Genomic DNA, 26250 nt, shown 5'->3' with positions numbered 1-26250 from the left:
CGCCGAATCGGCGGGAGTTTTTTTACCACCCAATTACATATTGCTGATAACGTCGTGTAGCGGTAGCGGACGACTGAGCAGAAACCCCTGTGCCTGGTCGCAGCCGTGCTCCATTAAAAAGCGTCGCTCCTGTTCCGACTCAATCCCCTCGGCGACCACTTCCATATCCAAACCGTGCGCCATGGTGATGATCGTCTCGATCAGCCGCCGAGCATTGGGATTTTCTGAAATGTTGGAAACAAAACTTCGATCAATCTTGAGCGTATGAAACGGGTATTTCTGCAAATAGCCAAGAGACGAGTAGCCGGTGCCGAAGTCGTCAATGGAAAGCCGCACGCCCAGATTGCATAAAGCCTCAATATTGGTGCGGGTGGCTTCAGCATCGTTCACCAATACCCGCTCTGTAATTTCCAGCTCCAATTGGCTCGGCTTGAGATGATTGAGGGAAAGTTGGCGGCGGACAAAGTCCGCATAGCCGGGTGCCTCCAACTGCCGGGGCGAGATATTGATTGCCAAGCGCAGTTCGCCAGGTTGCTGGTTCAGTAAGCTCGATGTCTCCTTGCAGGCGGCTTGCAGCACCCAGCTGTCTATTTCCTGAATAATGCCTATGTCCTCAGCGACGGGAATAAAGTCGCCCGGCATACGTAAGCTACCGTCGGCTTGGCGCCAACGTACCAGAGCTTCGAAGCCCGCGACGCTGTTGTCGCTAAGGTTATAAATCGGTTGGTAGTGCAGCAGCAGTTCGTCTTTGGTAATGACGTGACGAATGCGGGTTTCCAGCTCCAGGCGCTGCATTAATCTCTGGTTTATGTCTTCGGTAAAAAAGTGGTACTGGTTACGCCCCAAATCTTTGGCCTTGTACATGGCCAAATCAGCATTGCGCAAAATCAAATGCGGATTGCCGCCGTCCTCCGGGTACAACGCTATGCCCACGCTGCTGGTGACAAAGTAATCTTTGCCGATAATGGTGAACGGGCGCTCGAACTGGCGAACAATGTTTTCCGCTATTTTGTGTACATCCCGCAAGTTGGTGATTTGCGGCAGCACCACGACGAACTCGTCACCCCCCATGCGGGCGAGGGTATCACCGCCGCGAATGCAGCTGCTTAAGCGCTGCGCCGCTTCTTTCAGCAGGTTGTCCCCGACGCTGTGGCCAAGGCTGTCATTGACGTTCTTAAAATGGTCCAGGTCAATACCCAGCAAGGCGGTTTGTTGACCCGTGCGCGCGGCATTTTCCAGGGCGACGGTCAGCCTGTCCATCAGCAGTACGCGATTTGCCAGGCCGGTCAGATGATCGTAGTGCGCTTGGCGAAGCAGTTGTTCTTCGTAACTGCGTCGGACGGTGATGTCCTCTTTGATGACCACGTAGTGCGTCAAGGTGCCTTGGGGATCGGTCAATGGAGAGACATTGACCGCTTCCCAGATGAGCTGGCCATCACGCTTCACATTGCAAAATTCGCCTCGCCACTCCACACCGCTGCTGACTGTGGACCAAAGTTCATCCATGGCGCTGGCACTTTCTTCGTCCAGCAGGGTAAAGCCGAGAGATCGCCCCATGGCTTCACTGGACGTGTAACCGGTGGTTTCTTCGAAGCGGGGATTGACGTATTCAATGTGGCCTTTGGGATCGGTAATAACCACGGATACTGGGCTTTGCTCAATGGCTCTAGACAAGACGCGTACGCGCTGCTCGGCCACTCGGCGCTGCTCGCGGATCTTCGCATCGCGCAGCTCGCGTTCCACTGCCGGCACCAACCGGGCTAGTGCGTTTTTGTCCATGAAGTCGTGCGCGCCCTGCTTGAGCAGGCTGACGACGTCTTCTGCGGTCACGGCGCCGGAGGTAATAATGAACGGCAGGTCTTTGTTGCTGTTTTTCAGAGTTGAAAGGGCATCTTCTGCGCTAAAGCGCGGCAGACGGTAATCGCAGATAACCAGATCCCAGTCGGCGTCGGCCAGTGCCGCGCTCATGTCATCTTCGGTTTCCACTCTCTCCATCTGGAGCTCGAAGTCGCCACGGGCCAGTTCTGCGGCGGTTAATTCCGCATCCAGCTCCGAGTCTTCAATGAATAACACTCTAAGTGGTATTCCCATGTAGCGTTCCACGTATTGCCAACTGCGGTGATCGGTCGTCTGCTCGACAACCTGAAATCAACCTGGATAAACGAAGTCGTAAGGCCTGTAAGTGTACAAGGCAAACCAGAAGGTCGTAGTTAAATGTAGTGGCTAAGGCATAAAAAAGCGACTCTTTTGTATTGTTGGGCAGCAGAGGTTTTGTCGCTTTGGCGCCCAAAGCATCATAGGGGCGACAATTGGGATTCGGGCGACAAATTTTGTAAAACTTTACCCGCCGGAGCGGTTTAGCCTAGGCCGTGAATGCTGGACGGAATAGGGCTGTTCCTTCAGAATAGCGCGTTTCTCCACTTTTGCGAGGTGAGCCCCGGTGAATAGCTTAATGGTCTGCCGACTAAGGATGTTGCTCCTGAGCGTCGGGCTCGTGCTCGCCAGCGGTCCTGCCTGGGCAGAAGAGGACGTTGATCCTTGGGAAAACTTCAATCGGAAAGTTTTTGCGTTTAATGAAACGGCGGACCGTTTTGTCTTGCGCCCTGTTACCAACGCTTACAAGTTCGTAACGCCGCGTTTTGTACAGCGGGGGGTATCCAATGCGTTTTCCAACATTATGGAGGTGCCCAGTGCCCTCAATGGCTTGCTACAAGGCAAGCCCGGTTCGGCAGGAAGGGATTTGGGCCGCTTTGCGATTAACTCGACCTTGGGTGTGGGAGGGTTGTGGGACGTTGCTCAGCACATGGGGCTGGAAAATGGTGACCAAGAGGATTTTGGTCAGACTCTAGCGGTATGGGGCGTCAGTCAGGGGCCCTATTTGGTATTGCCCTTCTTGGGGCCGAGTACCGTGCGCGACACCGTGGCGCTGCCCGTGGAGTGGGCTACCGATCCGCTTTTCTATATTGACCATACGAGAACGCGCTACAGCGTGGTGGCTTTTTACCACATCGACAACCGTTTGCAGTTAATGGAGTTGGAGGAGCACGTGATCGGGGATCGATACGTGTTTATTCGCGATGCCTACCTGCAGCGTCGGGAGTACCTGATTCACGACGGGGAAGTCGAAGATGACTTTGGTGGTGACTTTGGTGATTACGGTGATTTTGGCGATTATGGGGACTACGATGACGACTTCTAAGTCGCCATGCCCGCGCAGCGGCCCTTCTCCGAGCAGCCGTTAGCCAAGGATTTCGAGAATTTCCATTCCCAATACATAGCCGCTGTGTTCTGCATGTACGCGCGTTACGCGCGTCTTGGCCCGCAGGGTGGGGTTGTGGCCATGCTCCGAGGAGATGGTCACGTCCAGCTCGGTGCCGGGAGGCAGGCTGTGGGTGGTTTCCAGGCGCATGCCGCCGCCACTGAGTTCATGACACAAGCCGTCCACTGCTATGCCGTCTCCCGTAATTTGTGCTCTGAGGGGAGTATCAATTTTCATGCGAATAAAGTCTCGCTTCTCGCTGAAGGCTCGATCACCTAAGCTCATAGCTAACTCCTATCATTCAGCCTTGATCCATTGGCATTGTTCGCAGTTCCAGACGGAAATCCGCAGAGAGGTACCAAACCGCTCTCAATTCCAAATCTACGCCAAAAACTGAGGCTTGAACAGGTGGTCGGTCGAGAAAAGTCCGTGCCGGGCCTGGGGCTCGGTGCGGGCTTGAAACAGGTGCGGATTCTGGCATGTGAACTTGCGCCGGCGAAGGGAAGAGAGTAGTGTAATGCGCCTTAAATGACCCCCCTTTTTTCCGCCGCTGGACAGAGCGAATGACCGACGAAAGCAGAAAACTGCTGATCATCGACGATGACGCGCCTGTTCGCCAAAGTATTGTGGCGTACTTGGAGGACAGTGGCTTTGACGTGCTTGAAGCCGTAGACGGCCCCTCCGGTCTGGAAGCCTTTCGTGACCACCTCCCCGAGCTTGTCATTACCGATTTGCGCATGCCCGGCTTTGATGGGCTGCAAGTGCTCAAAGCGATTCACGAGCAAGCCCCCGATACCCCGGTTGTTGTGGTTTCCGGCGCTGGCGTGATGGGCGATGTGGTGTCAGCCCTGCGCCTGGGGGCCAGTGATTACCTCATTAAGCCAATCGTGGACATGGAAGTACTGGTGCACTCAGTGCGCAAGGCCCTGGAGCGGCGGGATTTACTACTGCAAAATCAGCGCTACCGGGACAAGCTGGAGTATGCCAACCGCGGCCTGAAAGAGAACCTGCGTGTACTGGAGCGGGATCAATTGGCGGGTCGCCAGGTTCAACAGCGCCTCATGCCCAAACCCCTGGCCACCCCAGAAGGCTACCATGCCGCTCACCACATCGCTCCCTCGTTGTACCTCAGCGGCGATTTCGTCGATTACGCCTATCTGAATCAACGTTATCTGGCGTTCTATTTAGCGGACGTTTCGGGCCACGGCGCCTCTTCGGCATTCGTCACCATATGGTTAAAGCACTTGGTCAGTCGAATGGTGCGCGAAGAAGGGTTATTTGGTGACCAACAGTCCTTCGAGCATGGCACCAATATCATGCTGCAGCGAATTAACGAAGAACTTAACGAAACTAGGCTGAACCACCACCTTACTTTTTTTGTCGGGGTAGTAGACACCCACACTCAGCAAATGCGCTACGTGGTGGCGGGTCATTTACCTATGCCGATACTGGTGACATCACAGGGTGCGGAATTTCTCGCAGGGAGCGGTAAGCCCGTGGGCATTTTTAGCGACGTGGAATGGCAAGTGCACAGCCGGACCTTGCCGGATGCCTTTTCTCTGGTGTGTTTTTCCGATGGCGTGCTGGAATTAATCTCCGCCAAGAGCTTGCAGGAAAAAGAAACTCGGTTACTCGAGCTTGTGGCTCAAAACAGTGCTAGCCTTGATAGTGTATGCAACGTTTTGGGCATCAGGGATGTAAGCGACACACCTGACGACATTGCAGTGTTGACCATCGTTAAGAGGTAAGTCTGTATGCGCCCCGGTCAGATTTTGGTTGCAGACCACCAAGGTGTTTACGTCATCAAAATGGTTGGCGATGTTCGCTTGACCCTGTGTATCTCGTTCGATCAGTTTATTGATGCCATGTTCAGCCAGGCTGACTTCTCCGGCGTGTTATTTGATTTGACCGAGGCAGAAGCCATAGACAGCACAACGTTGGGGCTGATGGCGAAAATTGCTTTGCAGGGAAGGGAGCAGCGAGACGTCATACCGGTTGTGTATTCCTCGAACCCCAGTATCAACCGCCTGCTGGAAACGATGGGGTTTGACGAAATTTTAAAGATAGTGAATGATTTAGAACCGCCTGTGAGCGCGGACACGCCCTTGCCCGACAAGGCCATTGAAGAGAGTAGGGTAAAAGACAAGGTTCTGGAGGCGCACAAAATTTTGATGAGCTTAAACGAAAACAACCGGGAAACCTTTCGCAATTTGGTAAACATGCTTGAAAAAACCTGAGTCGGCAGCGGCAGGTGGTGCCATGGAAATACCGGGTTATAACATTGTTGACACTTTGGGAGAGGGGCGTTCGGCGACGGTTTATCTGGCGTTTGTGGAAAACGCCGACCGGGAAGTAGCGCTCAAAGTTTTTTCCGCACAGGTTTCTGCCGACAAGGCCTTCGGTGAGCAGTTTGCGCGCCAGGCGTCGCTACTGAGTGAACTCGAACACCCCAGCATCGCCTCAGTGTATGAGCAGGGCAGCCACGGTGGGCGATTCTACCTGGCCATGGAGTATGTTCCAGGCCGAAACTTGAGGCACAAGCGCTTCGAGCTGGATCTGCCCGAACAGCTGAGCATTCTAGAGGAGGTCGCGCGCGCGCTGGATGCGGCCAATCTGCAAGGCTGCGTACACGGCAACCTCAAACCCGAGAACATAATCTTGCATGCCGAGGACAGCCGTCCGATGGTTCTGGACTTTGGCATGGGCTGGTCGGCGGGCACCGATGCTGACTGGAACACCTATTTGAGCCCCGAGCAGCGTGAAGGCGGCGCTTTGGATGAGCGTTCCGATGTCTACAGCCTCGGTCGGGTGCTGCTGTTACTCCTGCATGATTTATTGCCACACCCGCCCATGCGGCCAGGTGAAAGCCCCCAGCTGCGCCCGGAGTTGGAGTTCTTTCAGCCCTTGATTGACCGTACGTTGGCCCCGAATCCCGAAGATCGTTACGGGTCTTGCGCTGAGTTTGCGCACGCCCTGTCGACGATTACCCTAACTCAGTTGCAAGCGGTCATGAGCGCTTGTGAAGAGGCGTTGATGCGCGAGGGGGAGGAGGATAGGTCCAAGTCAGCCAGCCGGGAAGAGCAATCCGCCGGGGAGCAAGTGCCAGGCGAGACCCCGGATCAGACCCAGGCTCAGGAAGAGGTTCCGCCTTTCGACTTGGATATGCCGGAAGCCGAAGGACAGAAGCTGGACGTGGCGGAAGTGGATGAGCTGAATGTGGCGGAGCCGGGCCTGGCGGCCCAGCCAGAGGATCGCATCGAACCCGAAGGAGGACAAGCCTCTCGATTGGGTACGGTGCTGCCCTGGGCGCTGGCCCTAGTGGTGGTCATGGGTACGCTGCTGATCATGCTGCTACCGGGCTGTACCTAAACCACCATCGCCGGTTTAACTCATTTTTGACTGTAGGTAGTTCTGCAAGCCCACCTTGTCGATCAGAGACAGTTGAGTCTCCAGCCAATCCACGTGCTCTTCCTCAGACTCCAGAATATCCTTGAGCAAATCCCGGCTGACAAAGTCCTTAACGGATTCGCAGTAAACAATGCCTTCTCGCAGATCGGGAAGGGCCTTTAATTCCAGCTTAAGATCGGATGCCAGCATTTCCTGCGTGTTTTCGCCGATCATCAATTTGCCCAGATCCTGAAGATTCGGCAGCCCCTCCAAAAACAATATCCGCTCAATCAATTGATCGGCGTGCTTCATTTCGTCGATGGATTCCTCGTACTCATGCTCGGCCAGCTCCTTCAAGCCCCAGTCCTTATACATACGGGCGTGCAAAAAATACTGGTTAATGGCTACGAGCTCATTGCCCAATATTTTGTTGAGTGTGGCTATTACTTTAGCGTCGCCTTTCATGATGTGGCTCCTTGTTCGGGGTGGGCTGAAGCCCAGGGAGGTCGTACTTGGCCACATTCTGAGTACAGGCACCTAGCCTGTCAAGGCTAAGTTATTGACTTTAAAGAAAAAAGAGAATGCAATGGCGAGTTATTTCCATTTGCATCCTGGCGGAGATGGAATCAGGCGACGGCTGAATAAAACAGACCTTCGGCCGTTGGCATTGACTCGCTGAGGGCTTCCTGAACAATTTCCCGGGTTAGGCAGCTGCATTTGCCGCACTGGCTGGCCACGCCCAGCTCCCGGCGCAACTGGCCGATGGATGTGGCGCCTTCATTAACCGCTGAACGGATTTGATGATCGGTAATGCCTTTGCAGATGCAGACGTACATGATGACCTCGGAGAAAAGTCGCGGGAACGTCCAAACGATATCGATAATGAGAATCTATGTCAATAACTGTTGAGAATGATTTGTATCTTTGTTGCTATAAGTAAAGTCAGGCTAATAGGGTGAGTCTATATAGTGTGAACCTTTCGTAGCTATATACAAAATCAATAGGACACCTAGACACAGACGTGTATCATAGCTAACTGCTATCAGCGACACAGAGTTTAATTGGTAAAACCTTGTTGTTGGTTCGGAAGTCACTCTTCGAGCCTGGTTTTACCTGGGGCGACCCCTTGATCTTTTACCATTCGGCTCTATGTAGAGTAGTTACCCACAAACCAACCCTTTAGGAGAAACACTATGGGCGTATTAGTAGGCAAACCCGCACCGGATTTTACGGTTTCAGCGGTACTGGGAAATGGCGAAATCGTCGACGATTACAACTTTCACGCGGCCATCAAAGGCAAGAAAGCGGTACTGTTTTTCTACCCGCTGGACTTCACCTTCGTATGTCCTTCTGAGCTGATTGCTTTCGACCACCGTATCGAAGAGTTCAAAAAGCGCAATGTGGAAGTAGTGGGTGTATCTATCGACTCCCAGTTCAGCCACAACGCCTGGCGTAACACCCCGGTCAACGACGGTGGTATTGGCCCGGTTCGCTACACTCTGGCGGCCGACGTTAAGCACGACATCTGCCAGGCCTACGACGTTGAGTCTGAAGGTGGTGTGGCGTTCCGCGGCTCCTTCCTGATTGACGAAGACGGCACTGTTCGTCACCAGGTTGTTAACGATCTGCCGCTGGGCCGCAACGTGGACGAAATGCTGCGCATGGTTGACGCTCTGGCCTTCCATCAGGAGCACGGCGAAGTATGTCCCGCCGGCTGGCAGGAAGGTGACAAAGGTATGAACGCTTCGCCCGAAGGTGTAGCGGCTTACCTGAGCACCCATGGCGACAAACTGTAAGCACTTGCTTCGGTTCTAACGCAGTAAAAGCCCGATCTTTATGGTCGGGCTTTTTTTTGGCCGGACCGCTTCATACGGACTTTGCGGAGGGCCTCAAAAAAAGCCAAAATAGTGCTTGCCGATTATTCATTGGCGAGGTTAAATCCGCGGTTTTCCGGGCCTGGCGTTCCGTCGGCCCCATCCTCCGCTCTAATCCCCGAGGCCTATTCATGACCCACAACGCGCCAAACATCCAGATTGATGACTATTTTGCGGCCGACACCTTCGCCCGGATGAAGTCTTTCGCCGATCAAAAGGACACTCCGTTTGTGGTCATCGACACGGCCACTATCAGCCGGGCCTATCAGGAGCTGGAAGATAACTTCCCCTACGCCAGCATTTACTACGCGGTTAAAGCTAACCCTGCGGTGGATATCCTGACTCTGTTGCGAGACCGGGGCGCCAATTTTGATATTGCCTCCATTTACGAGCTGGACAAGGTAATGAACCTGGGGGTTACGGGGGATCGGATCAGTTACGGCAACACCATTAAGAAGAGCAAAGACATTCGCTATTTTTACGAGCGGGGCGTGCGCATGTTCGCCACCGACTCCGAGGCGGATCTGCGCAACATTGCGCGCGCCGCGCCAGGTTCACGTGTCTATGTGCGCATCCTGACGGAAGGTACGCTCACGGCTGATTGGCCCCTGTCCCGCAAGTTCGGCTGCCAAACCGACATGGCCATGGATCTGCTCATTCTGGCGCGCGACCTGGGCTTGATCCCCTACGGCGTGTCATTCCATGTGGGCTCTCAACAGCGTGAAATCAGTAGTTGGGATGCAGCCCTGGGCAAAGTGAAGGTCATTTTTGAGCGCCTTCGGGAAGAAGACGGCATCGAACTGAAAATGATCAACATGGGCGGCGGCTTCCCGGCCAACTACATTACCCGCACCAATACGCTAGAGACCTATGCGCAGGAGATTACCCGTTTTATCGAAGAGGATTTCGGCAAGGACTTTCCCGAAATTATTATCGAGCCGGGCCGCTCCCTGATCGCTAATGCGGGCATTCTGGTAAGTGAAGTCGTGCTGATCTCCCGAAAATCCCGCACCGCTTTGCATCGGTGGGTGTTTACCGACGTAGGCAAATTTTCCGGGCTGATCGAAACCCTGGATGAATCTATCAAATTTCCCATTTACGTGGAAAAGAAAGGCGAGGTGGAGGAGTCGGTTATTGCCGGTCCAACCTGCGACAGTGCGGACATTATGTACGAGAACTACAAGTACCCCATGCCTTTGAACCTGGCCATAGGTGACCGTTTGTACTGGCTGTCCACAGGTGCCTACACCACTTCGTACAGCGCGATTGAGTTCAACGGCTTTCCGCCTTTGAAAGAATACTGCATCTAAAAGCAGTTGCTGGGACCGTAACTACATTGAAAACTTGGCGGTCAGTTTTTGTTGAGTTGTGGCCATGGTGGTTAGCCGTTGGCTGGACTCCTCTAGGTCCACCGCGTGCCTCTGCACACCGTCTGACACGGAGGAAATGATCACGACACTTTTGGCCACTTCGCTGGTGACGCGGCTCTGCTCTTCAGCGACTGTTGCGATGCCTATAGTCATTTTTTTGATGCGTTGTAGTTCTGACAGGATCCCTTGGAAGGAATCTCGCGTGAGATCCGATTGCTCGACGCATTGTATGGCTTTTTCTTTGTTGCGGAACATGATATCGGCTGCCTTTAATGCGCAGTCTTGAAGCGATTCCACCATATTGTTGATTTCAGAGGTCGAAGCCCGGGTCTTACTGGCCAAGGCCCGTACTTCGTCGGCAACCACGGCGAACCCACGGCCTTGATCACCGGCTCTGGCCGCTTCAATGGCTGCGTTCAGAGCCAGTAGATTGGTTTGCTCGGCAATATCCTGAATGACGGAGACGATGGACCCAATGCGCTGTGATTGCTCACGCAGTTCCGTCATCACGTCAACACCCAAAGTCAGTTCGCTATCAAGGGACTCCACCAATTCACGATTGAGCAGAACTGTTTTCCGTCCTTCCTGCGCGGATGAGTCAATCTGTGCCACCACCTGATTGGTTTCTCGCGCATTGTTGGCAACATCCTTGGCCGTGTACTCCATTTCAGTTGCGGCGGACGCCACCGTTTCTGTCTGTGCTTTCTGGTTATCGATATCCCGCCGGGAGTCGGTGCTGATGCGGCTGGTTTCCGTAGACAATTCCGACAGGTCGTCACTTTGTTTTTTCAATTGGCCAATGACATGTCGTAGGCTGCCTACGAGTGTGTCGAGTGATCTTGAAATGGTTCCGAACTCACCTTCTGTGCAATGTGCCTCATTGTCCCTTAAGTCTTGCTTGGCCAAGCGCTCCAGTCTCTTAACCAATTGCCGCAGTGGCACCCGTACGCCCCTTACCACGCGGTATGCGATGGCCACGCCGACGATTAGCGCTACGATGAAGGCTATGACGATTGTGCTTCTTGAGTTGTTGAGACTTTGTCTTGTTTCCAAAGTGGTTCGGTCAAGTTGGTCTTTCAGTTGTTCGTTAAAGCTGGCGAGATCCGTGAGGCCTGTTTGCAAGCTCAAGACCAGATCCTGCAGCATGACTCGGCTCTGTTCTCCGAGTGCCAAGCGCCGTCGCTGTAACTCCAGTACGCCATTATCCATTCGGATATGCCGGACCAGAAGGTTAACGTACATGGAAAGTCTGTCCGCGAGCATCGGAAAGCGTTCTAGCATAATGGCGTTTTTGGCTTCGATGTTGCCGAGAAAGTAGGTCAACTGATCGGCCACCTCGGCAAGGCTTTCCTCTGAGCGCATGGAAGGCACCCGTGACAGCAGCGCCGCCGCGTGATTCGCATCCTGCTCCAGTGATGCCAGGAGCCAGCGTGCCGGCAGTTCCTCTTCTGTCATGCCGAAGCGTGCGTCGTTCATCTCGGGTGAGAAGTATTGCCAAGTGTCCTCAAAGTCATGCAACGCCCGGTATTCTGCTTCTGTGGCACGCAATTGTTGCTCATGAATTTCCAGATGTTGTTCCGCCAGGGTGAAAGCCCCTTTAATGCTGGTATCCACACGCTGGATTGCACCTTGACCGTCTCCCAGTCTGTCCAACAATCGTTGTGTACGTTTCATTGATTCGTTGTACGCCTGGGTGGCGGATAGAAAAGCTCCCTGCATGGGAGCCAGGCGCCGGAGCTCGGTTTCGGCGGCATGTTGCGTTGCCAATTGGGCAGCCTGTTGCGCTTCTCGCGTCAAGGCGGCGGTTTCCTGCATGAGCGGAGTGATTGTTTGAGAAGCCATTTCAACGCGGTTCGCCAATCGCTGTTGCCCGCTTAGACTCAGGGATGCCACCAGAAGCTGCAAGCCCAAAACGATGGTAAAGCCTGCGATGACTTGCTGCACAAGGGTAAGGTTGAGTTTCATGGTAGCTCCTTATTTTTCTTGTGCCTGCCGCCAGCGGCGATTCCAGTAGTCCATACTGCCTTCAAAATCCGGACTGATCAGGATGTCCCGAATGTAGCTGCCGGACATAAAGTCCAACCCTGCCTTGTTGGCGAGCCGAATAAACTCCGTGCTTTGGGGCTGCGCCTGAATCATACGCGGCTGAGTGCTCATGTATTCGGTCAGTTGGGGGGTGGAAGAGGTGCGCGTTTTGACGGTGGACATAAATCCGGCAACATCAGCAAAATCCGAACGGGTTAACAGAAAGCGTACCCAAGCCTTTGCGGTCGCCGGGTTGCGGGAATTTCTCGCAACGGCAATTCCCCAGTCGTAATTTAGAATGCCTACCGCCTCGTTCGAATTGGTCAAGGGGAAAGGAATAAATCCTATGTCGGCTGAGGGAATGCCCTCGCTTACCAGTTGAGGGATGACCCAGCTGCCCAGGAAGTACATGGCGATGCGCCCTTGTGCGAACGCCTGTTTGGACTGTTCCCAGGAATCGAGAATAAAATCTGGCTCGCTGTAACCCTGCTCGAACAAGTGCTTCGCCACCGCAAGGGATTGTCGGTAGGGCTTGCCTCTGGCAAAGGGCGCCAGGTCTGTGGTCATGCTGTCGTAATAACGGCCATCGTCAGCGAAGATCATGACTGCCTTATCCCACTGTTGCAGTGGCCAGCCAGCGCCGACATTGAGCGCCAGTGGAATTCGACCCGAGGCCTTTATCGTTTCCGCTGCACTCAGTAGCTCATCGAGTGTTTGCGGTGGCTCCAGGCCCAACGTCTTAAACACGGCCTTGTTGTACACCAATCCTTCGGGACTCACCCCCTGGCTATAAGCGTAATGGTGTTCGCCGTGAGACCATGTGTCTGCAAAATAGAGATCGTCGGCCAGGCCGAGGTCATTCAGGGGGAGAAAGAAGTTAGGGTAGGTGGCACGCGGCATATCCCGCGGGACCATCATGACATCCCCATAATCCCGGGCTTCGAAGCGCGAAACCATGGCCACTTCGTAGTTGGGAACGGCGACTACGGTGACCTTTGCTCCAGGGTGGAGCGCTTCAAACTCCCTCGCCCAGCGGCGAAAGCTGCCGTTTTCCTGCAGGTCCGCTCGATTGACGTAGACGGTGATAGAGCCGCCAATCTGGGCATTCACCGCGCCTGTTAAAGTCAGGGATACCACCAGAACCAGGATTCGAAGGGGAGAAGAGAGCGCCATTTGTAGCCACCTGTTGTTATTATTACACGCAAACTGTAACCGGTTACATTTGGATTGTATAGCCTAAAATTGCGTCAGGGAGGGTGCTTTGTCTATGATTGCCATGCGGAGCCGTCGATTCCGGCCACGAGAATGTATTTCTGTGCGGCGAGTAGCACAGGTGACAGCGGCTGTTGTGCTAATTTCGCTTTGGTTTGAACCGATTATGAATTTAAAAGCCAGCAAAATTGACCTCCACGCCAGCTGGCTGGCCCAGCTGGAGCCGGAATTCAACCAGCCATACATGCGCGAGCTTAAAGCCTTCTTGTTGAATGAAAAACAAGCTGGCAAAGTGATCTATCCCGCCTCCAAAAATATCTTTAATGCCTTTAACAGTGCACCGCTGGACCAAGTGAAAGTGGTGATCCTGGGCCAGGACCCGTACCACGGTCCCGGTCAGGCTCACGGGTTGTGTTTTTCCGTTCAACCCGGCGTGCAGGTGCCGCCGTCTTTGCAAAATATATACAAAGAGCTAAAGCGGGATCTCGGCTGTGAGATTCCCCGGCACGGTTATTTACAATCCTGGGCGGAGCAGGGCGTCTTGCTGTTGAACGCCACCTTAACGGTGGAACACGGTCGGGCTGGGTCTCACCAGAAGCAGGGCTGGGAGACTTTTACGGACCGGGCGATTCAAACGCTGAGTCAGGAGCGGGAAGGCGTAGTGTTTATGTTATGGGGCAGCTACGCCCAGAAAAAAGCCGCTTTGCTGGACCCGGCGCGGCATTTAATTCTTAAGTCTTCGCACCCATCGCCGCTGTCTGCGTACCGGGGGTTTCTGGGCTGCGGGCACTTTTCCAAAGCGAATGAATATTTGCGTCAAAGAGGGCAGGAGCCGATCAATTGGTGCCTGCCTGATATCCCCGGTTAAGCGGGCGGCGATTGCTTGGGCTTGCGCTTAAACCACCGGCGCGGGTTGATCAAGTTCTCCAGATGCTCATCCCGGGTTTGACTGTCGGTATAAAAGAAATAATCGTTCTTGGGTTCGCGCGCAAGAAATCCATTCACCTGCGTAACCCTTTCCACTTTAAGGTTGGGCAAGCCAACTTTTCGGTCGGCGTTAAAACTTTGATTCCAATTCACCAGAATGTCGCGCTTAGCGATGGCTATGGCCAGGCGTTCGGTTTCCGCTTTAATGATGCGACAGGCAACGAAACCGGTGATGGGGTCGGCGCTGCCGTAGTTCTCTACGAAGATATCTTTACCGCTTAGGATAATTTTGTAATGCATCATGTTGGTTAATTCAGTTCTATATCGGTCTTGTTGTTGGAGTACAGCGGTTCGGTGGCCGGTAGTTGCTGGAATAGTTTACTAAAGTGCTGCTGTATCCGACTTATGTTCATCAGTGACATGCCGCTGGAAAAGCCGAACCAGACATAAAGGCCATTGAGATCTTTAAACATGGGCGGCAGGTAGCGGGGGCCAGCGATTACACCTTCCAAATAGCGCTCATAGAGTAGCGGCAAATCATCCAGCGTTACTTTCCCCACAAAAAGCATGGGAATGATTTCCGGCACGCCGGACTGAATGGCGCTGCGAATAAAATTCACATTTTCCACAAAGCCTTTAATGTACGAAATGTCTTTGGTAAATACCGACCCGCCGGCGCGGCCTTCGACCATGCCGCCGCGAAACACCCGCTGAGTTACCCGGTAACTGTCGTGCTCGCTGACGCCGCGCTCAATAAAATGCCGGTAAACCTCACAAAAATCCGCACCCTGTTCAGCCAGGTCCACCGCCACCACCCGGTCACTGACGCGCCGAGCCCGTTGCGGAAAGGAGCTGAAAGTCAGGGTTTCCATTAATACCGCCATACCTTCTTGAATCGCGGTAATGCGAGGTGAACCGACACTCAGCCAAGTCGCCCAGGGCTGCTGACGCCCATTCAACGTTGTACCAATATGGACCCAGCCTTCGTGGACTTCCAGAACCTGTAAGTCTAGCTCGGAAAAATGCGCGCGTCGGTTGACCTTAATGCAATCGCCACCGGCGGAGGCGTCGGACACAATGTCATCGCTCAGCTCCACCCGGACCTCGCCAGGGGTAAAGTAGCGGTCCATGCGTTGGCGCAAAATGGCCACCGCCTGCTCACCATTGATGTCGCTTTGATAGGGGCGGTTTAAGTGCGTTACGGCGGGCAGAGAAAACACCTCACACAAGCGCTCGCCTAACTGGCGCAGAGTCTTGCGGTCGCCACGGATCTTGTCGTGAGCGGAGCCGTACAGTTCTCGGCTAAAATCCCCAAACTCGGGTTGACCCCGGTGGCGCAGCAGTTCGATCACCACCTGGTATTGCTCAATAGTAGCGGTCAGAATGCGGCCTAGGGCGTCGCCTCGGCCCAGCTGTCGGCGTACATCGCTTTTCAAGTCCTTGAGGTCGGTGTACACCCGGTCGGGGTCGAAACCCAACTTCTGACGTTGGTAAAATTCGGCATCCACGGCCGGCAATTCTCGGCCACCGCTGGCGCGAAAGCTGGCTTCCAGGGAGCTCGGCCACTTAATGGCATCCAGGATACGGATGGGCTTCTGCAGCGCCACCAACTGCGTGGACAAGTTCTTAAGGCGTACGAGATAAGCCTGACTGTCGTTCATGGGACTCCGGGAGCAGGAAAGCGTCGGCGCTAGTTTATAGTTTCCTGGCGCGTCTGTGACCCGGCGAAGGTAAAAATCTGTTATTTTTGGGTTTTATGGGGGACACCGCTATGGCTTATCAGGCTTTAGAGAAGTTGCACCAGTTGTACGACGGATACCTGAACCGCATCCGCCTGGGCGGCCGGGATCTGCTTCTGGTGCAGGAGGAGGGCAAGGTTTACCTGCTCGCCAACCGGTGCCCCCATATGGATGCCCCTTTGCATAAGGCGAGCGTGCGCGCCGGTATTTTGCGCTGCCCGGTGCACGGCATTGAGTTTGACCTCCTTACCGGCCGGGCGCTGGGGCCCGCCGCCGAATGCGTTGGGCCCTTACAGTCCCTGCCGCTGGTCTACGAGGGTAATACTGTGGGTGTTGACGTTTAGTCCCCCTTTAAATTTCGTCATTTGCCATTAAATAGCCAAAGCTGACTCCTCGCGTCTCGCACGCAGGGAAGTCGCTCTGTCCGGTTCTCGCTGGCGGCCTCATGGGGTATAATCGCGCGTTTTTCGGCCCTTGGGTCATGCGCCAGCCTCGGGGTCTGACGGCGGCTCTCTCCAGAGTTGTCTTAGCCGGCAGGTTTTCCTCCGTTTATTACCAAGGTACTACTTACTTTCAAGGTACAACGAGATGCCGATATACGAATATCAATGTGAGTCCTGTCAACACGAGTTCGAAGCATTGCAGAAGCTGAGTGAGGCGCCATTGGTGGATTGTCCCGCCTGTGCCCAGCCAGCGCTGATTAAGAAAATCTCCGCCGCCGGTTTCCGGCTCAAGGGCAGTGGTTGGTACGAGACCGACTTCAAATCCTCCAATCGTAAGAACCTGGCGGGCGATGGTGGAGACAGTAAAAAGTCCGAAAGCAAAAAATCGGATAGCCAACCCGCCAGCAAAGGCAGTACGGCGGCCTGATTGGGCCGCCGAGACCACGAAATACTAACGGGAAACGCATTATGCGCAGTGACTATTGCGGCACGCTGAGAGCCGAGCACATTGATCAGGAAGTAACTCTTTGCGGCTGGGTTGACCGTCGCCGTGACCACGGCGGTGTGATTTTCATCGACCTGCGCGATCGCGAGGGCATTGTTCAGGTGGTATTTGACCCGGATGCGGGCGATCACTTTCATCTGGCCGATCGGGTGCGGGGCGAATACGTGCTGCAAGTCACCGGCAAGGTGCGGGCTCGGGATGCCGCCACCGTTAACCCCAATATGGCCACCGGTGAAGTGGAAGTCTACGGCACCGCGCTGCTGATCCTCAACGAAGCGGAAACCACCCCCTTCCCCCTGGATTCTCACGCCTCCGTGGGCGAAGACGTGCGTCTGAAGTACCGCTATCTGGACCTGCGCCGCCACGACATGCAAGCCGGCCTGCGTTTTCGCTCCAAAGTGACCAGCGCCGTGCGCAACTATTTGGATGGTCAGGGCTTCCTGGATATTGAAACCCCCATTTTGACCCGCGCTACTCCAGAGGGTGCACGGGACTACCTGGTGCCCTCACGTACCCACGAGAACAAATTCTTCGCCTTGCCCCAGTCGCCCCAGCTGTTCAAACAGTTGCTGATGGTGTCTGGCTTTGATCGCTATTATCAAATCGCCAAATGCTTCCGTGACGAAGATTTGCGTGCGGATCGTCAGCCCGAGTTTACCCAGATCGACATCGAAGCCTCGTTTATGAGCGAGGAACAGATCATGGGCGTGACCGAAGACATGATTCGCCAAGTGTTCAAACAAGCGAAGGACGTCAACCTGGGTGAATTCCCGCGCATGACCTACGCCGACGCCATTGCCCAGTACGGCTCCGACAAGCCTGACCTGCGCATTCCCCTGACCCTGGTGGACGTCAAAGACCTGATGACCGAAGTGGACTTCAAAGTCTTCTCCGGCCCCGCTAAAGACCCCAAAGGCCGCGTCACCGCACTGAAAGTGCCCGGCGGCAACGACAAGCTGACTCGCAAGCAGATCGACGACTACACCAAATTCGTCGGCATCTACGGCGCCAAGGGTCTGGCTTACATCAAGGTCAACGACAAGTCCGACTTGGAAGAGGGGCTGCAATCGCCCATCGTGAAATTCCTGCCCAACGACGTACGCGCCGCCTTGCTGGAACGCCTGCAAGCGGAAAACGGCGACCTGATCTTCTTCGGCGCCGACAAAGCCAAAGTCGTCACCGAAGCCCTGGGCGCCCTGCGCTGCAAACTGGGCGCGGACCTGGACCTGTACACCCAAGAGTGGGCACCCCTCTGGGTCGTGGACTTCCCCATGTTCGAAGAGGATTCCGACGGCGAGTGGAATTCCCTGCACCACCCATTCACCGCGCCTTCTTGCACCGTGGAAGAACTGGAAGCCGACCCCGGGCAGGCTCTGTCCCGCGCCTACGACATGGTGCTCAACGGCACCGAATTGGGCGGCGGTTCCATCCGTATCCACAACCAGGCTATGCAACAAGCGGTATTCCGCGTGTTGGGTATTGAGGAAGACGAGCAGCGGGAAAAATTCGGCTTCCTGCTGGACGCCCTCAAATACGGCGCACCGCCCCACGGCGGCTTGGCCTTCGGCCTCGATCGCCTGATTATGCTTATGGTCGGCGCCAGCTCAATCCGCGACGTGATTGCGTTCCCGAAAACCCAGAGCGCGGCTTGTGTTATGACCGACGCGCCGGGTGGCGTGGATGAGCAGCAATTGAAAGAGTTGAATATTCGTCTGCGTAAAAAGGAAAAGCCCGCTAGCGAATCGTAATACTCAAGTTTCGGGGTTTAATTGTGGGCGCCGAGCGGGCGGCCCCCTTTGCGGGACACGCTGTGAATGCATCCTTGCAAGCTCGGCGTCGGCATCCCTGCCTCCGACGGTCCCGCAAAGGGGGCCGCCCGCACGGCTCGGTGCTATACGGCAGCCTATGAGCTCCGAGACTTGATGTAACTGAAGCGCTGTTCGCGGTTTTGCTCGAAAGGTAGGCCCGATTTGGGATTTGGCCTTCCAAGACCGTCGCCGGCGGGACTCCTCGATTCGGTCCCACCCAAAGCGGACCGGCGCCGAAACCACCGCTTTACCGGAACTACCAGACATAACGACAGTAACTGGAGAAACCTCATGGCTGGCCACAGCAAATGGGCAAACATCAAACACCGCAAAGCCGCACAAGACGCCAAGCGCGGTAAAGTCTTCACCAAAATTATCCGCGAGCTGACCGTCGCCGCCAAAGGCGGTCCTTACCCCGAAGACAACCCCCGCCTCAGAGCTGCCATCGACAAAGCCCTGGGCGTCAACATGAAAAAAGACACCATCGACAAAGCCGTCGCTCGTGGCGCCGGCAATGCCGAAGGTGATAGTTACGAAGAAGTCACCTACGAAGGTTACGGCGCCAACGGCATCGCCGTACTCGTCGAGTGCATGACCGACAACAAAAACCGCACTGTTGCCGAAGTGCGCCACGCCTTCAGCAAGCGCGGTGGCAACCTCGGCACCGACGGCTCCGTCGCCTACCTGTTCACTCGCACCGGCCAACTGACGTACGACGCCGAGGTGAGCGAAGACGCCCTGATGGAAGCCGCCCTGGAAGCGGGCGCCGAAGACGTGGTCACCAACAGCGACGGCACCAAAGACGTCATGACCCAGTTTGAAGACTACTTCGCCGTCAAAGAAGCGCTCATCGAAGCCGGCTTTGAACCCACCAACAGTGGCATCGTCATGCTGCCTTCCACCACCATCGAAGTGGATAAAGAAGGCGCCGAGAAACTGCTCGCTCTGGTGGACATGCTGGAAGACCTGGACGACGTGCAAAACGTCTACACCAATGGCGACATTCCCGACGACGTTCTGGCGCAAATGGAATAACACTGCTCTCTCCCGCTCGGTAGTCGCTGCTTGCGGCTACTGGGCTGGCATGTAACACTACTGGTCATGCGTCCACCCCATTGACGAGTCACAGTATGGCCCTAATTCTCGGCATCGACCCGGGCTCCCGCAAAACCGGCTTTGGCCTCATTGATATATCAGGTAGTCGGGCCGTCTACGTCACCAGCGGGGTGATTCGGGTGCCCGAAGTTTCCCTGCCGGAACGCCTCAAAGTCATTTTTGACTCCATTACCCAATTGGCCGGTCAATACGCCCCGGACCAACTGGCCATCGAACAGGTTTTTATGGCCAAAAACGCCAGCTCAGCCCTTAAACTGGGGCAGGCGCGGGGAGCAGCGATAACCGCCGCCGTAGTGGCCGGTTTGCCGGTATTTGAATACGAAGCGCGCAAAGTCAAACAGTCGGTCGTGGGCCAGGGTGGCGCCGACAAAATACAAGTGCAGCATATGGTCAAAGTCCTGCTGCGCCTGCCTGCCACCCCCCAAGAAGACGCCGCCGATGCGCTTGCCGTGGCACTGTGCCATGCCAACACCCAAGCACAACTGGTGAAAATGGCTGGCGCGCGCAGTTTTCGCCGGGGCAGGGTAGTCTAAACATTTAGGATGAACAGCTTATGATCGGACGACTGCGGGGCGTATTAGTCGAAAAACAGCCCCCTCATTTATTAATAGACGTTCAAGGCGTTGGCTACGAAGTTCAGGCGCCCATGACCACCTTCTATCGGCTGCCGGAGCTGGGCGCGGAAGTGCTTCTTTACACCCACCTGAGCGTTAGCGAAACGGCCCAACAACTGTTTGGCTTTGCCGACCAGCGCGATCGAACGCTATTTAGGACCCTGATCAAAGTCAGTGGCGTGGGGCCGAAAATGGCCGTGGCCATTCTGTCTGGGATGGAGGCTGATGATATCGCCCGCTGCGTGCGCGAAGACAAAGTGTCAGCGCTGGTCAAAGTACCTGGTGTCGGCAAGAAAACCGCCGAGCGGCTGGTGATCGAACTGCGCGACCGCCTCAAGGCGTGGGAGCTGCCCAGGCAGGACCTGGGTCCAGAGGAAACTCCTGCGTCACCCATTCCCGCCGTAACAGGCGGTGCTCAGGAAGAAGCGGAAAGCGCCTTAATTGCCCTGGGCTACAAACCCACCGAAGCGGCGCGCATGGTTTCCAGCGCGGCACGTCAGGGCCCCGGTGCTAGCAGCCAAGAATTGATCAGGTTGGCACTGAGAAGCATCAGCCAGGTCTGATAAACTCGTTTTTCTGCGCGAAAACCGGGGCCAACATCATAGAGGCCTCCACCCGAGATAACGCCATGATCGAAACTGACCGCCTAATTGCCCCTGCCGCCACCGAGCGTGAAGACGTGCTGGACCGTGCCGTGCGCCCCAAGACGCTGGCGGAGTACAGAGGTCAGCCGGTGGTGCGCGAGCAAATGGAAATTTTTATCGGCGCGGCCCGCAAGCGTTCTGAAGCCCTGGATCACACCCTAGTGTTTGGCCCTCCTGGTCTGGGCAAAACCACCTTGGCCAACATTATTGCCGAAGAAATGGGGGTGTCGCTAAAAAGCACCTCTGGCCCAGTGTTGGAAAAAGCGGGCGATCTGGCGGCCATGATGACCAACCTGGAACCCGGCGATGTCCTGTTCATCGACGAGATCCACCGCCTGAGCCCGGTAGTAGAAGAGATTCTTTACCCAGCCATGGAAGACTTCCAGTTGGATATCATGATTGGCGAAGGTCCGGCAGCGCGCTCCATTAAACTGGATTTGCCCCCCTTCACCCTGGTGGGCGCCACGACTCGCGCCGGTTTGCTGACCTCGCCACTGCGCGATCGGTTCGGTATAGTACAGCGGCTGGAATTTTACAGTGTGGCCGATCTGGGGCACATTGTTCAGCGTTCCGCGCAGTTGCTGGGGGTGGAAATCGAGGCCGACGGCGCTCAAGAGGTGGCCAAGCGCGCACGAGGTACGCCGCGGATCGCCAACCGCTTACTGCGTCGGGTACGCGACTTTGCGGAAATGCGCAGCAATGGCGTGGTGACCGGTGAAGTGGCAGATCAGGCCTTGAATATGCTCAACGTGGACGAGCGCGGCTTTGATCACATGGACCGACGCCTATTGTTGGCGTTAATGGATAAGTTTGGTGGCGGACCCGTAGGGGTGGAAAGCCTGGCGGCCGCCATCAGTGAAGAACGTGGCACGATTGAAGATGTTATCGAACCTTATTTGATTCAGCAGGGTCTTATAGCCCGCACTCCGCGCGGACGGGTATTAACCGCCAATGCTTACCTGCACTTTGGGGTGGATATCCCCGGGCGGCTGCGCGACGAAACCGAACTGTAATGGCTTGAGAGTAGATTATGCCCGAGGGTTTTGACCCCAGTACGTCGACACAACCGGAGTTCAGCATTACCGTTCGAGTCTATATAGAAGACACCGACGCCGGTGGTATTGTCTACTATGTGAACTACTTAAAGTTTATGGAGCGAAGCCGAACAGAATTCTTGCGCTCGTTCGGCTATGATAAGCCCGCCGTTCTGGATGACGGACTCCTATTGGTTGTGCACTCTGCCGAAGTCAATTACCGCCGTGCCGCCCGCCTGGATGACAAATTGACGATTACCACCAGTATTGCCTCATTGGCGCGCACTTCAGTGCGCTTTAAGCAAAACGTCTGGCGTGGGAACGAATTGCTGTGCCAAGGTCTAATCCGTGTCGCGTGTGTAACAGGCGACACACTTAAACCTCGGCCAATCCCCGCAGATATTCATTCAAAACTTTCAACACTGACAGAGAGCTGATTCGACTATGCCCCCGACTCAAAACACCATGTCGATCTGGAGTCTGATTGCCGAGGCCAGCTTGCTGGTACAGGCGGTGATGCTGATCTTGTTATTAGCTTCCATCATTTCCTGGGTCATGATTTTTCAGCGCGGCTTTTATCAGCGCAAAGCGTACGCCGCAATGACCGCGTTTGAGCGGCAATTTTGGTCGGGTATAGACTTGAATCACCTTTATAGGCAGGGCAATGGCCGCGTCGCCGAAGGGGTTGAGAACATCTTCCGGGCGGGCTTTAAAGAATTCACGCGTCTGCGCCAGCAGAGCGGAGCCGAACCCGATGCCGTCATGGAGGCCTCTCAACGGGCCATGCGCGTCGCGCTCGCTCGGGAAGAGGAAAAGCTGGAAACCCATTTGCCCTTCCTGGCCAGTGTTGCATCGGTAAGCCCCTACATCGGTCTGTTTGGTACCGTGTGGGGGATCATGAACTCATTCCGGGGCCTGGCCAATGTTCATCAGGCCACTCTGGCAGTGGTTGCGCCCGGTATTGCGGAAGCCCTGGTCGCTACTGCCATGGGGCTGTTCGCCGCTATTCCAGCGGTTCTGGCCTACAACCGATTCTCCGCTCGAGCTGAGGTAATGATGAGCAACTATCAGACCTTCGCTGAAGAGTTCTCCGCTATTTTGCATCGTCAGGTCCACGGCAAACAGCAGGCCGCTGCGTAAACCCGGTGTCCAGAGCGTTTAGCGAGAGGTAACTATTTATGTCCGGATTTCCGCGCAAGATCAAAAAGAAGCCCATGGCCGAGATCAATGTGGTCCCGTACATCGACGTTATGTTGGTGTTGCTGGTGGTCTTTATGGTGACGGCACCTATGTTGATGCAGGGCGTCGCTGTGGACTTGCCCCAGGCTCCGTCCGAGCCTGTTGAGGATCAGGATTCTGAGCCCCTGATCGTGTCCGTAAAACGCGACGGCACTTACTACATTAATCTGGGCGCCAACCCTGAGCAGAGCCGGCCCCTGAGCGAGATTCAGGATACCGTTGCCAGAGTGCTGCGAGAGAAGCCTTCGACTTCAGTGTTGGTCTGGGGTGATCACAATGTCGGCTATGGGGTGGTGGTCAGCCTGATGACTGAATTGCAAAGTGCCGGAGCGCCTTCGGTGGGCCTGGTAACCGAACCGCCGCGCTAACATTTAGGTCACGATGAAGCTGAACTCATACACACTGCCTTTTATTATCAGCCTGTTACTGCACGGGCTGGTGCTGGGCTTGGTCCTGCAAAACTGGCAGTCGGCACCTGCGCCGATGGAAGTGCGGACGCCTAGGCATGTTCAGGCAGAGATTGTGGACTTTAATCCTCGTGCTGCGGAGGAGGCTCGGGCCGAGGAGCAACGAGTCATTGATATGCGCCAGCGCGAACAGGAGCGGGCGCGCCGTGAGGCCGAGCAGCGGCGTCAGCAGGAAGCAGAGCGTCAGCGGCAGGCTCGGGAGCGCGAGCGTCAGGAGGCCGAACGGCAGGCTCAGGCAGAGCGAGAGAGGGAACGTGAGCGGGAGCAGCAGCGCGAGCGGGAACGTCGGGAAGCTGAGCGACGTGAACAAGAGCGTCAGGAACGGGTTCGTCAGCAGCGCCTGGATGATGCGTTGGCCAGGGAAGAAGAGTTTATCGCTGAGACACAGTCTCAAAGCACAGCGCAAAGTTATGTCGCTCTGATCGCACAACGTATTGAGCAAAACTGGAGTCGTCCACCGTCAGCCCGCGTGGGTATGCAGGTGGTTTTAATGATTCAGTTGGTTCCCACCGGTCAGGTGGTTGATGTGTCCGTGGTTGAGAGCAGCGGTAATGCCGCTTTCGACCGCTCCGCCGAGCAGGCGGTGAAACGGGTTGGACGTTTTACCGAAGTCCAGGATATGCCGCCAGAAGTGTTTGAACGTCATTTTCGCCAGCTACGTCTGGTCTTTATTCCACGGGATTTGAGATTGTGAAACACATTTTTGTATTTGTTGCTCTTTTGGCGCTGAGCTTTACCGCTCAGGCGCAGCTCACCATCGAAATCACTCAAGGGGTCGACGATCCCACAAAGATTGCCGTGGTTCCGATACAGCGCACCGATGGCGTTGCGCTGCCAGAGGATATTAGTCGCATCGTCATGGCAAACCTGGAGCGCAGCGGCCTGTTTGATGCGATTCCGCGGGACAACATGTTGTCTTTCCCACGTGCGGAGAATGAAATTCACTTCCGCGACTGGCGAGTGTTGGGCACAGAGTATCTGTTGATCGGACAGGTGACGGAAAACGCTGGTATTTACCGTGTTAGCTATGAGCTGTTCGATGTGCTGGGCGAGCGCCGGATTATGCGTCGGCAAGTGGTGGAAGGTTCGGAAGGTCAGCTGCGCAGTATTGCGCACAACATCAGCGACCGCATCTATGAAACCATTACCGGTATTCGCGGCGCCTTCGACACGCAGATTATTTACGTGGAAGTGGTGCGTCATGACGACGGAACCGATACTTTCCGCTTGATGCGGGCCGACGCCGATGGCGCGCGTCCAGTATTGTTGCTCGAATCCAGCGAGCCCATTCTCTCTCCGGTCTGGTCTCCCGATGGCCGCCGAGTGGCCTATGTGTCCTTCGAAACCAACCGGCCGGCCGTGTTTGTACAGAATTTGGCTACCGGTGAGCGTGAGCAGGTGACGGACTTTGTGGGCTTGAATGGCGCGCCAGCCTGGTCGCCGGACGGTCGCAAGTTGGCCGTAGTGTTGTCCAAAGATGGCAATCCGGAAATTTACACATTGGAGTTGGCCAACAAGCGGTTGACCCGCGTTACCAACCACTTTGCCATTGATACGGAGCCGAGCTGGACCCACGATGGAAAGGGCATTATCTTTACGTCCAACCGTGGTGGTCGCCCGCAGATATACCAGGTGGACCTTGCCAGTGGCCGGGTGGAGCGCTTAACCTTCCAGGGTAACTACAATGCCCGTGGTCGGTTGTCCCCAGATGGCAAGAGCATGGTTATGGTGCACCAGCGAGAAGGTACATTTAATATCGCTCTACAGGAACTGGACACTGGGACTTTACGTCTACTTACCGAAACCCAGTTGGATGAATCGCCCAGTGTGGCGCCTAATGGCGCAATGCTGATTTACTCAACCCGTCACCGCGGACGCGGAGTTTTGGCGGTGGTATCTCTGGACGCCGGGACGCGTTATTATTTGCCTTCCGAAAGGGGTGATGTTCGGGAGCCAGCCTGGTCGCCATTTTTCGACTAAACTCAAGTACTATTCGGACCTATTTGCCGTATTTCGTATTAATAAACAGATCTGCACAGATCACTCTACTGATTGGAGCAACACATGATAAGCAACGTATTTAAGCAGGGTTTTTTCCTGGCCTTTGTTCTGGCCTTCCTGGCTGGCTGTACCGCAACTGACACTATGGATGATGCCGATGATGCAGCCGCCGATCGCGCCGATGAGCGCGGCGTGACCACTGGCACTGCCGATCGGGACCGTCTCAGAGCTTCCGAAGAGGACGATGCTGAGGCACTCGACAACGTGATTTACTTCGGCTTTGACCAAGCTACCCTGCAGCCCGAATCACGCGCTTTGCTGCTGGCTCATGCTGAGCGTCTTAGAAACCCAGGCAACAACGTTAGCGTACGTCTGGAAGGCCACACCGATGAGCGCGGCTCGCGCGAATACAACATGGCTTTGGGTGAGCGTCGCGCCAATGCTGTGCGGGATTTCCTGGTACTGCAAGGTGTGAGCCGGGATATTCTGGAAGTGATTAGCTATGGAGAGGAGCGCCCAGCTGCCCGTGGTAGCAACGATTCAGCTTGGGCTCAAAACCGTCGTGTTGAGATTAAGTACTGATCCC

28 protein-coding genes are annotated in these 26250 nt (G+C 55.3%); 20 read left to right on the top strand and 8 right to left on the bottom strand.

Going from position 1 to position 26250, the window contains the following annotated elements; translation table 11 throughout:
- Positions 1-33 precede the first annotated feature (33 nt).
- Positions 34-2091, bottom strand: a complete 2058-nt coding sequence (locus RBH33_RS14505; RefSeq protein ID WP_306732934.1) for a putative bifunctional diguanylate cyclase/phosphodiesterase — start codon at positions 2089-2091, stop codon at positions 34-36.
- A 349-nt stretch (positions 2092-2440) separates the two neighbouring features.
- Here RBH33_RS14505 and RBH33_RS14500 point away from each other — a divergent pair, with 349 nt between their 5' ends.
- Positions 2441-3199, top strand: a complete 759-nt coding sequence (locus RBH33_RS14500) for an MlaA family lipoprotein (RefSeq protein ID WP_306732933.1) — start codon at positions 2441-2443, stop codon at positions 3197-3199.
- Positions 3200-3238: 39 nt separating this feature from the next.
- On the opposite strand, the gene RBH33_RS14495 is transcribed toward RBH33_RS14500, so the two are convergent.
- Positions 3239-3544 carry a PilZ domain-containing protein gene (locus RBH33_RS14495; protein ID WP_306732932.1) on the bottom strand — a complete coding sequence of 102 codons (306 nt, stop codon included), beginning with the start codon at positions 3542-3544 and terminating at the stop codon, positions 3239-3241.
- A gap of 278 nt (positions 3545-3822) precedes the next feature.
- Between RBH33_RS14495 and RBH33_RS14490 the strand changes: the two genes are divergently transcribed.
- From RBH33_RS14490 to RBH33_RS14480, 3 genes are read left to right on the top strand one after another with little or no spacing between them, the layout of a single operon-like run.
- Positions 3823-5007, top strand: a complete 1185-nt coding sequence (locus tag RBH33_RS14490; RefSeq protein ID WP_306732931.1) for a SpoIIE family protein phosphatase — start codon at positions 3823-3825, stop codon at positions 5005-5007.
- Between the two features lie 6 nt (positions 5008-5013).
- Positions 5014-5496 (top strand): STAS domain-containing protein, encoded by a 483-nt coding sequence (locus RBH33_RS14485; protein WP_306732930.1) that lies wholly within the window; start codon positions 5014-5016, stop codon positions 5494-5496.
- A 22-nt stretch (positions 5497-5518) separates the two neighbouring features.
- Entirely contained in the window at positions 5519-6628 is a 1110-nt protein-coding gene (locus RBH33_RS14480; RefSeq protein ID WP_306732929.1) for a serine/threonine-protein kinase, read from the top strand.
- Positions 6629-6643: 15 nt separating this feature from the next.
- Here RBH33_RS14480 and bfr read toward each other — a convergent pair whose 3' ends face one another.
- Positions 6644-7111: a bacterioferritin gene (gene bfr, locus RBH33_RS14475; protein ID WP_306732928.1), complete on the bottom strand. Its 468-nt coding sequence runs from the start codon at positions 7109-7111 to the stop codon at positions 6644-6646.
- Between the two features lie 161 nt (positions 7112-7272).
- Complete coding sequence (locus RBH33_RS14470; protein WP_306732927.1) at positions 7273-7482, bottom strand: bacterioferritin-associated ferredoxin; 210 nt, start codon at positions 7480-7482, stop codon at positions 7273-7275.
- Between the two features lie 357 nt (positions 7483-7839).
- On the opposite strand from RBH33_RS14470, the gene RBH33_RS14465 reads away from it, so the two are divergent.
- Positions 7840-8442: a peroxiredoxin gene (locus RBH33_RS14465; RefSeq protein ID WP_306732926.1), complete on the top strand. Its 603-nt coding sequence runs from the start codon at positions 7840-7842 to the stop codon at positions 8440-8442.
- Between the two features lie 209 nt (positions 8443-8651).
- Positions 8652-9830, top strand: a complete 1179-nt coding sequence (locus RBH33_RS14460; RefSeq protein WP_306732925.1) for a type III PLP-dependent enzyme — start codon at positions 8652-8654, stop codon at positions 9828-9830.
- A 21-nt stretch (positions 9831-9851) separates the two neighbouring features.
- Here RBH33_RS14460 and RBH33_RS14455 read toward each other — a convergent pair whose 3' ends face one another.
- Both RBH33_RS14455 and RBH33_RS14450 read right to left on the bottom strand, forming a co-directional pair.
- Positions 9852-11855, bottom strand: a complete 2004-nt coding sequence (locus RBH33_RS14455; RefSeq protein ID WP_306732924.1) for a methyl-accepting chemotaxis protein — start codon at positions 11853-11855, stop codon at positions 9852-9854.
- A 9-nt stretch (positions 11856-11864) separates the two neighbouring features.
- The gene (locus RBH33_RS14450) at positions 11865-13088 is read right to left on the bottom strand and encodes an ABC transporter substrate-binding protein (protein WP_306732923.1); all 1224 of its coding nucleotides are present in this window, start codon (positions 13086-13088) and stop codon (positions 11865-11867) included.
- Between the two features lie 205 nt (positions 13089-13293).
- Between RBH33_RS14450 and ung the strand changes: the two genes are divergently transcribed.
- Complete coding sequence (gene ung / locus RBH33_RS14445) at positions 13294-13995, top strand: uracil-DNA glycosylase (RefSeq protein WP_306732922.1); 702 nt, start codon at positions 13294-13296, stop codon at positions 13993-13995.
- Here ung and RBH33_RS14440 read toward each other — a convergent pair.
- Both RBH33_RS14440 and RBH33_RS14435 read right to left on the bottom strand, forming a co-directional pair.
- Positions 13992-14357 carry a hypothetical protein gene (locus tag RBH33_RS14440; protein WP_306732921.1) on the bottom strand — a complete coding sequence of 122 codons (366 nt, stop codon included), beginning with the start codon at positions 14355-14357 and terminating at the stop codon, positions 13992-13994. The two genes, ung and RBH33_RS14440, sit on opposite strands and share 4 nt — an antisense overlap.
- 5 nt (positions 14358-14362) lie before the next feature.
- The gene (locus RBH33_RS14435; RefSeq protein ID WP_306732920.1) at positions 14363-15715 is read right to left on the bottom strand and encodes a flavohemoglobin expression-modulating QEGLA motif protein; all 1353 of its coding nucleotides are present in this window, start codon (positions 15713-15715) and stop codon (positions 14363-14365) included.
- 110 nt (positions 15716-15825) lie between these two features.
- Between RBH33_RS14435 and RBH33_RS14430 the strand changes: the two genes are divergently transcribed.
- The 13 genes from RBH33_RS14430 to pal all read left to right on the top strand — a co-directional run bounded on the left by RBH33_RS14430 (position 15826) and on the right by pal (position 26246).
- Positions 15826-16137, top strand: coding sequence for a Rieske (2Fe-2S) protein (locus tag RBH33_RS14430; protein ID WP_306732919.1), 312 nt, complete (start codon positions 15826-15828; stop codon positions 16135-16137).
- A 244-nt stretch (positions 16138-16381) separates the two neighbouring features.
- Positions 16382-16663 (top strand): FmdB family zinc ribbon protein, encoded by a 282-nt coding sequence (locus tag RBH33_RS14425; protein WP_306732918.1) that lies wholly within the window; start codon positions 16382-16384, stop codon positions 16661-16663.
- Between the two features lie 41 nt (positions 16664-16704).
- Positions 16705-18489, top strand: coding sequence for an aspartate--tRNA ligase (gene aspS, locus RBH33_RS14420; protein ID WP_306732917.1), 1785 nt, complete (start codon positions 16705-16707; stop codon positions 18487-18489).
- 351 nt (positions 18490-18840) lie between these two features.
- Positions 18841-19584: a YebC/PmpR family DNA-binding transcriptional regulator gene (locus tag RBH33_RS14415; protein ID WP_306732916.1), complete on the top strand. Its 744-nt coding sequence runs from the start codon at positions 18841-18843 to the stop codon at positions 19582-19584.
- A 95-nt stretch (positions 19585-19679) separates the two neighbouring features.
- Positions 19680-20198 carry a crossover junction endodeoxyribonuclease RuvC gene (gene ruvC / locus RBH33_RS14410; protein ID WP_306732915.1) on the top strand — a complete coding sequence of 173 codons (519 nt, stop codon included), beginning with the start codon at positions 19680-19682 and terminating at the stop codon, positions 20196-20198.
- Positions 20199-20218: 20 nt separating this feature from the next.
- Positions 20219-20842 carry a Holliday junction branch migration protein RuvA gene (gene ruvA, locus RBH33_RS14405; RefSeq protein WP_306732914.1) on the top strand — a complete coding sequence of 208 codons (624 nt, stop codon included), beginning with the start codon at positions 20219-20221 and terminating at the stop codon, positions 20840-20842.
- Between the two features lie 65 nt (positions 20843-20907).
- Entirely contained in the window at positions 20908-21936 is a 1029-nt protein-coding gene (gene ruvB, locus RBH33_RS14400) for a Holliday junction branch migration DNA helicase RuvB (protein ID WP_306732913.1), read from the top strand.
- Between the two features lie 17 nt (positions 21937-21953).
- Positions 21954-22394, top strand: a complete 441-nt coding sequence (gene ybgC / locus RBH33_RS14395; RefSeq protein WP_306732912.1) for a tol-pal system-associated acyl-CoA thioesterase — start codon at positions 21954-21956, stop codon at positions 22392-22394.
- Positions 22395-22401: 7 nt separating this feature from the next.
- Positions 22402-23097, top strand: a complete 696-nt coding sequence (gene tolQ, locus RBH33_RS14390; RefSeq protein ID WP_306732911.1) for a protein TolQ — start codon at positions 22402-22404, stop codon at positions 23095-23097.
- Positions 23098-23135: 38 nt separating this feature from the next.
- The gene (gene tolR / locus RBH33_RS14385; protein WP_306732910.1) at positions 23136-23564 is read left to right on the top strand and encodes a protein TolR; all 429 of its coding nucleotides are present in this window, start codon (positions 23136-23138) and stop codon (positions 23562-23564) included.
- Positions 23565-23577: 13 nt separating this feature from the next.
- Positions 23578-24357: a cell envelope integrity protein TolA gene (gene tolA, locus RBH33_RS14380; protein ID WP_306732909.1), complete on the top strand. Its 780-nt coding sequence runs from the start codon at positions 23578-23580 to the stop codon at positions 24355-24357.
- Entirely contained in the window at positions 24351-25643 is a 1293-nt protein-coding gene (gene tolB / locus RBH33_RS14375; protein WP_373568274.1) for a Tol-Pal system beta propeller repeat protein TolB, read from the top strand. Before tolA ends, tolB begins: the two co-directional genes overlap by 7 nt.
- A gap of 84 nt (positions 25644-25727) precedes the next feature.
- Positions 25728-26246, top strand: a complete 519-nt coding sequence (pal, locus tag RBH33_RS14370; protein WP_306732907.1) for a peptidoglycan-associated lipoprotein Pal — start codon at positions 25728-25730, stop codon at positions 26244-26246.
- Positions 26247-26250: the final 4 nt, after the last annotated feature.

The organism is Marinimicrobium hydrolyticum (assembly GCF_030848505.1).
Taxonomy (GTDB): domain Bacteria; phylum Pseudomonadota; class Gammaproteobacteria; order Pseudomonadales; family Cellvibrionaceae; genus JAVDDU01.
This window is presented reverse-complemented; position numbering and strand designations above follow the sequence as displayed.

What these genes read in the sequence shown, in the direction of transcription:
- RBH33_RS14440 (WP_306732921.1), bottom strand. Translation starts at nt 14,357, where the DNA reads ATGATGCATTACAAAATTATCCTAAGCGGTAAAGATATCTTCGTAGAG.
- RBH33_RS14430 (WP_306732919.1), top strand. Translation starts at nt 15,826, where the DNA reads ATGGCTTATCAGGCTTTAGAGAAGTTGCACCAGTTGTACGACGGATAC.
- pal (WP_306732907.1), top strand. Translation starts at nt 25,728, where the DNA reads ATGATAAGCAACGTATTTAAGCAGGGTTTTTTCCTGGCCTTTGTTCTG.
- ung (WP_306732922.1), top strand. Translation starts at nt 13,294, where the DNA reads ATGAATTTAAAAGCCAGCAAAATTGACCTCCACGCCAGCTGGCTGGCC.
- RBH33_RS14485 (WP_306732930.1), top strand. Translation starts at nt 5,014, where the DNA reads ATGCGCCCCGGTCAGATTTTGGTTGCAGACCACCAAGGTGTTTACGTC.
- ruvC (WP_306732915.1), top strand. Translation starts at nt 19,680, where the DNA reads ATGGCCCTAATTCTCGGCATCGACCCGGGCTCCCGCAAAACCGGCTTT.
- RBH33_RS14490 (WP_306732931.1), top strand. Translation starts at nt 3,823, where the DNA reads ATGACCGACGAAAGCAGAAAACTGCTGATCATCGACGATGACGCGCCT.
- RBH33_RS14455 (WP_306732924.1), bottom strand. Translation starts at nt 11,855, where the DNA reads ATGAAACTCAACCTTACCCTTGTGCAGCAAGTCATCGCAGGCTTTACC.
- RBH33_RS14450 (WP_306732923.1), bottom strand. Translation starts at nt 13,088, where the DNA reads ATGGCGCTCTCTTCTCCCCTTCGAATCCTGGTTCTGGTGGTATCCCTG.
- ruvB (WP_306732913.1), top strand. Translation starts at nt 20,908, where the DNA reads ATGATCGAAACTGACCGCCTAATTGCCCCTGCCGCCACCGAGCGTGAA.
- bfr (WP_306732928.1), bottom strand. Translation starts at nt 7,111, where the DNA reads ATGAAAGGCGACGCTAAAGTAATAGCCACACTCAACAAAATATTGGGC.
- aspS (WP_306732917.1), top strand. Translation starts at nt 16,705, where the DNA reads ATGCGCAGTGACTATTGCGGCACGCTGAGAGCCGAGCACATTGATCAG.
- RBH33_RS14470 (WP_306732927.1), bottom strand. Translation starts at nt 7,482, where the DNA reads ATGTACGTCTGCATCTGCAAAGGCATTACCGATCATCAAATCCGTTCA.
- tolQ (WP_306732911.1), top strand. Translation starts at nt 22,402, where the DNA reads ATGCCCCCGACTCAAAACACCATGTCGATCTGGAGTCTGATTGCCGAG.
- RBH33_RS14460 (WP_306732925.1), top strand. Translation starts at nt 8,652, where the DNA reads ATGACCCACAACGCGCCAAACATCCAGATTGATGACTATTTTGCGGCC.
- tolA (WP_306732909.1), top strand. Translation starts at nt 23,578, where the DNA reads ATGAAGCTGAACTCATACACACTGCCTTTTATTATCAGCCTGTTACTG.
- RBH33_RS14480 (WP_306732929.1), top strand. Translation starts at nt 5,519, where the DNA reads ATGGAAATACCGGGTTATAACATTGTTGACACTTTGGGAGAGGGGCGT.
- RBH33_RS14425 (WP_306732918.1), top strand. Translation starts at nt 16,382, where the DNA reads ATGCCGATATACGAATATCAATGTGAGTCCTGTCAACACGAGTTCGAA.
- ruvA (WP_306732914.1), top strand. Translation starts at nt 20,219, where the DNA reads ATGATCGGACGACTGCGGGGCGTATTAGTCGAAAAACAGCCCCCTCAT.
- RBH33_RS14415 (WP_306732916.1), top strand. Translation starts at nt 18,841, where the DNA reads ATGGCTGGCCACAGCAAATGGGCAAACATCAAACACCGCAAAGCCGCA.
- RBH33_RS14435 (WP_306732920.1), bottom strand. Translation starts at nt 15,715, where the DNA reads ATGAACGACAGTCAGGCTTATCTCGTACGCCTTAAGAACTTGTCCACG.
- RBH33_RS14465 (WP_306732926.1), top strand. Translation starts at nt 7,840, where the DNA reads ATGGGCGTATTAGTAGGCAAACCCGCACCGGATTTTACGGTTTCAGCG.
- RBH33_RS14495 (WP_306732932.1), bottom strand. Translation starts at nt 3,544, where the DNA reads ATGAGCTTAGGTGATCGAGCCTTCAGCGAGAAGCGAGACTTTATTCGC.
- ybgC (WP_306732912.1), top strand. Translation starts at nt 21,954, where the DNA reads ATGCCCGAGGGTTTTGACCCCAGTACGTCGACACAACCGGAGTTCAGC.
- tolR (WP_306732910.1), top strand. Translation starts at nt 23,136, where the DNA reads ATGTCCGGATTTCCGCGCAAGATCAAAAAGAAGCCCATGGCCGAGATC.
- RBH33_RS14505 (WP_306732934.1), bottom strand. Translation starts at nt 2,091, where the DNA reads ATGGGAATACCACTTAGAGTGTTATTCATTGAAGACTCGGAGCTGGAT.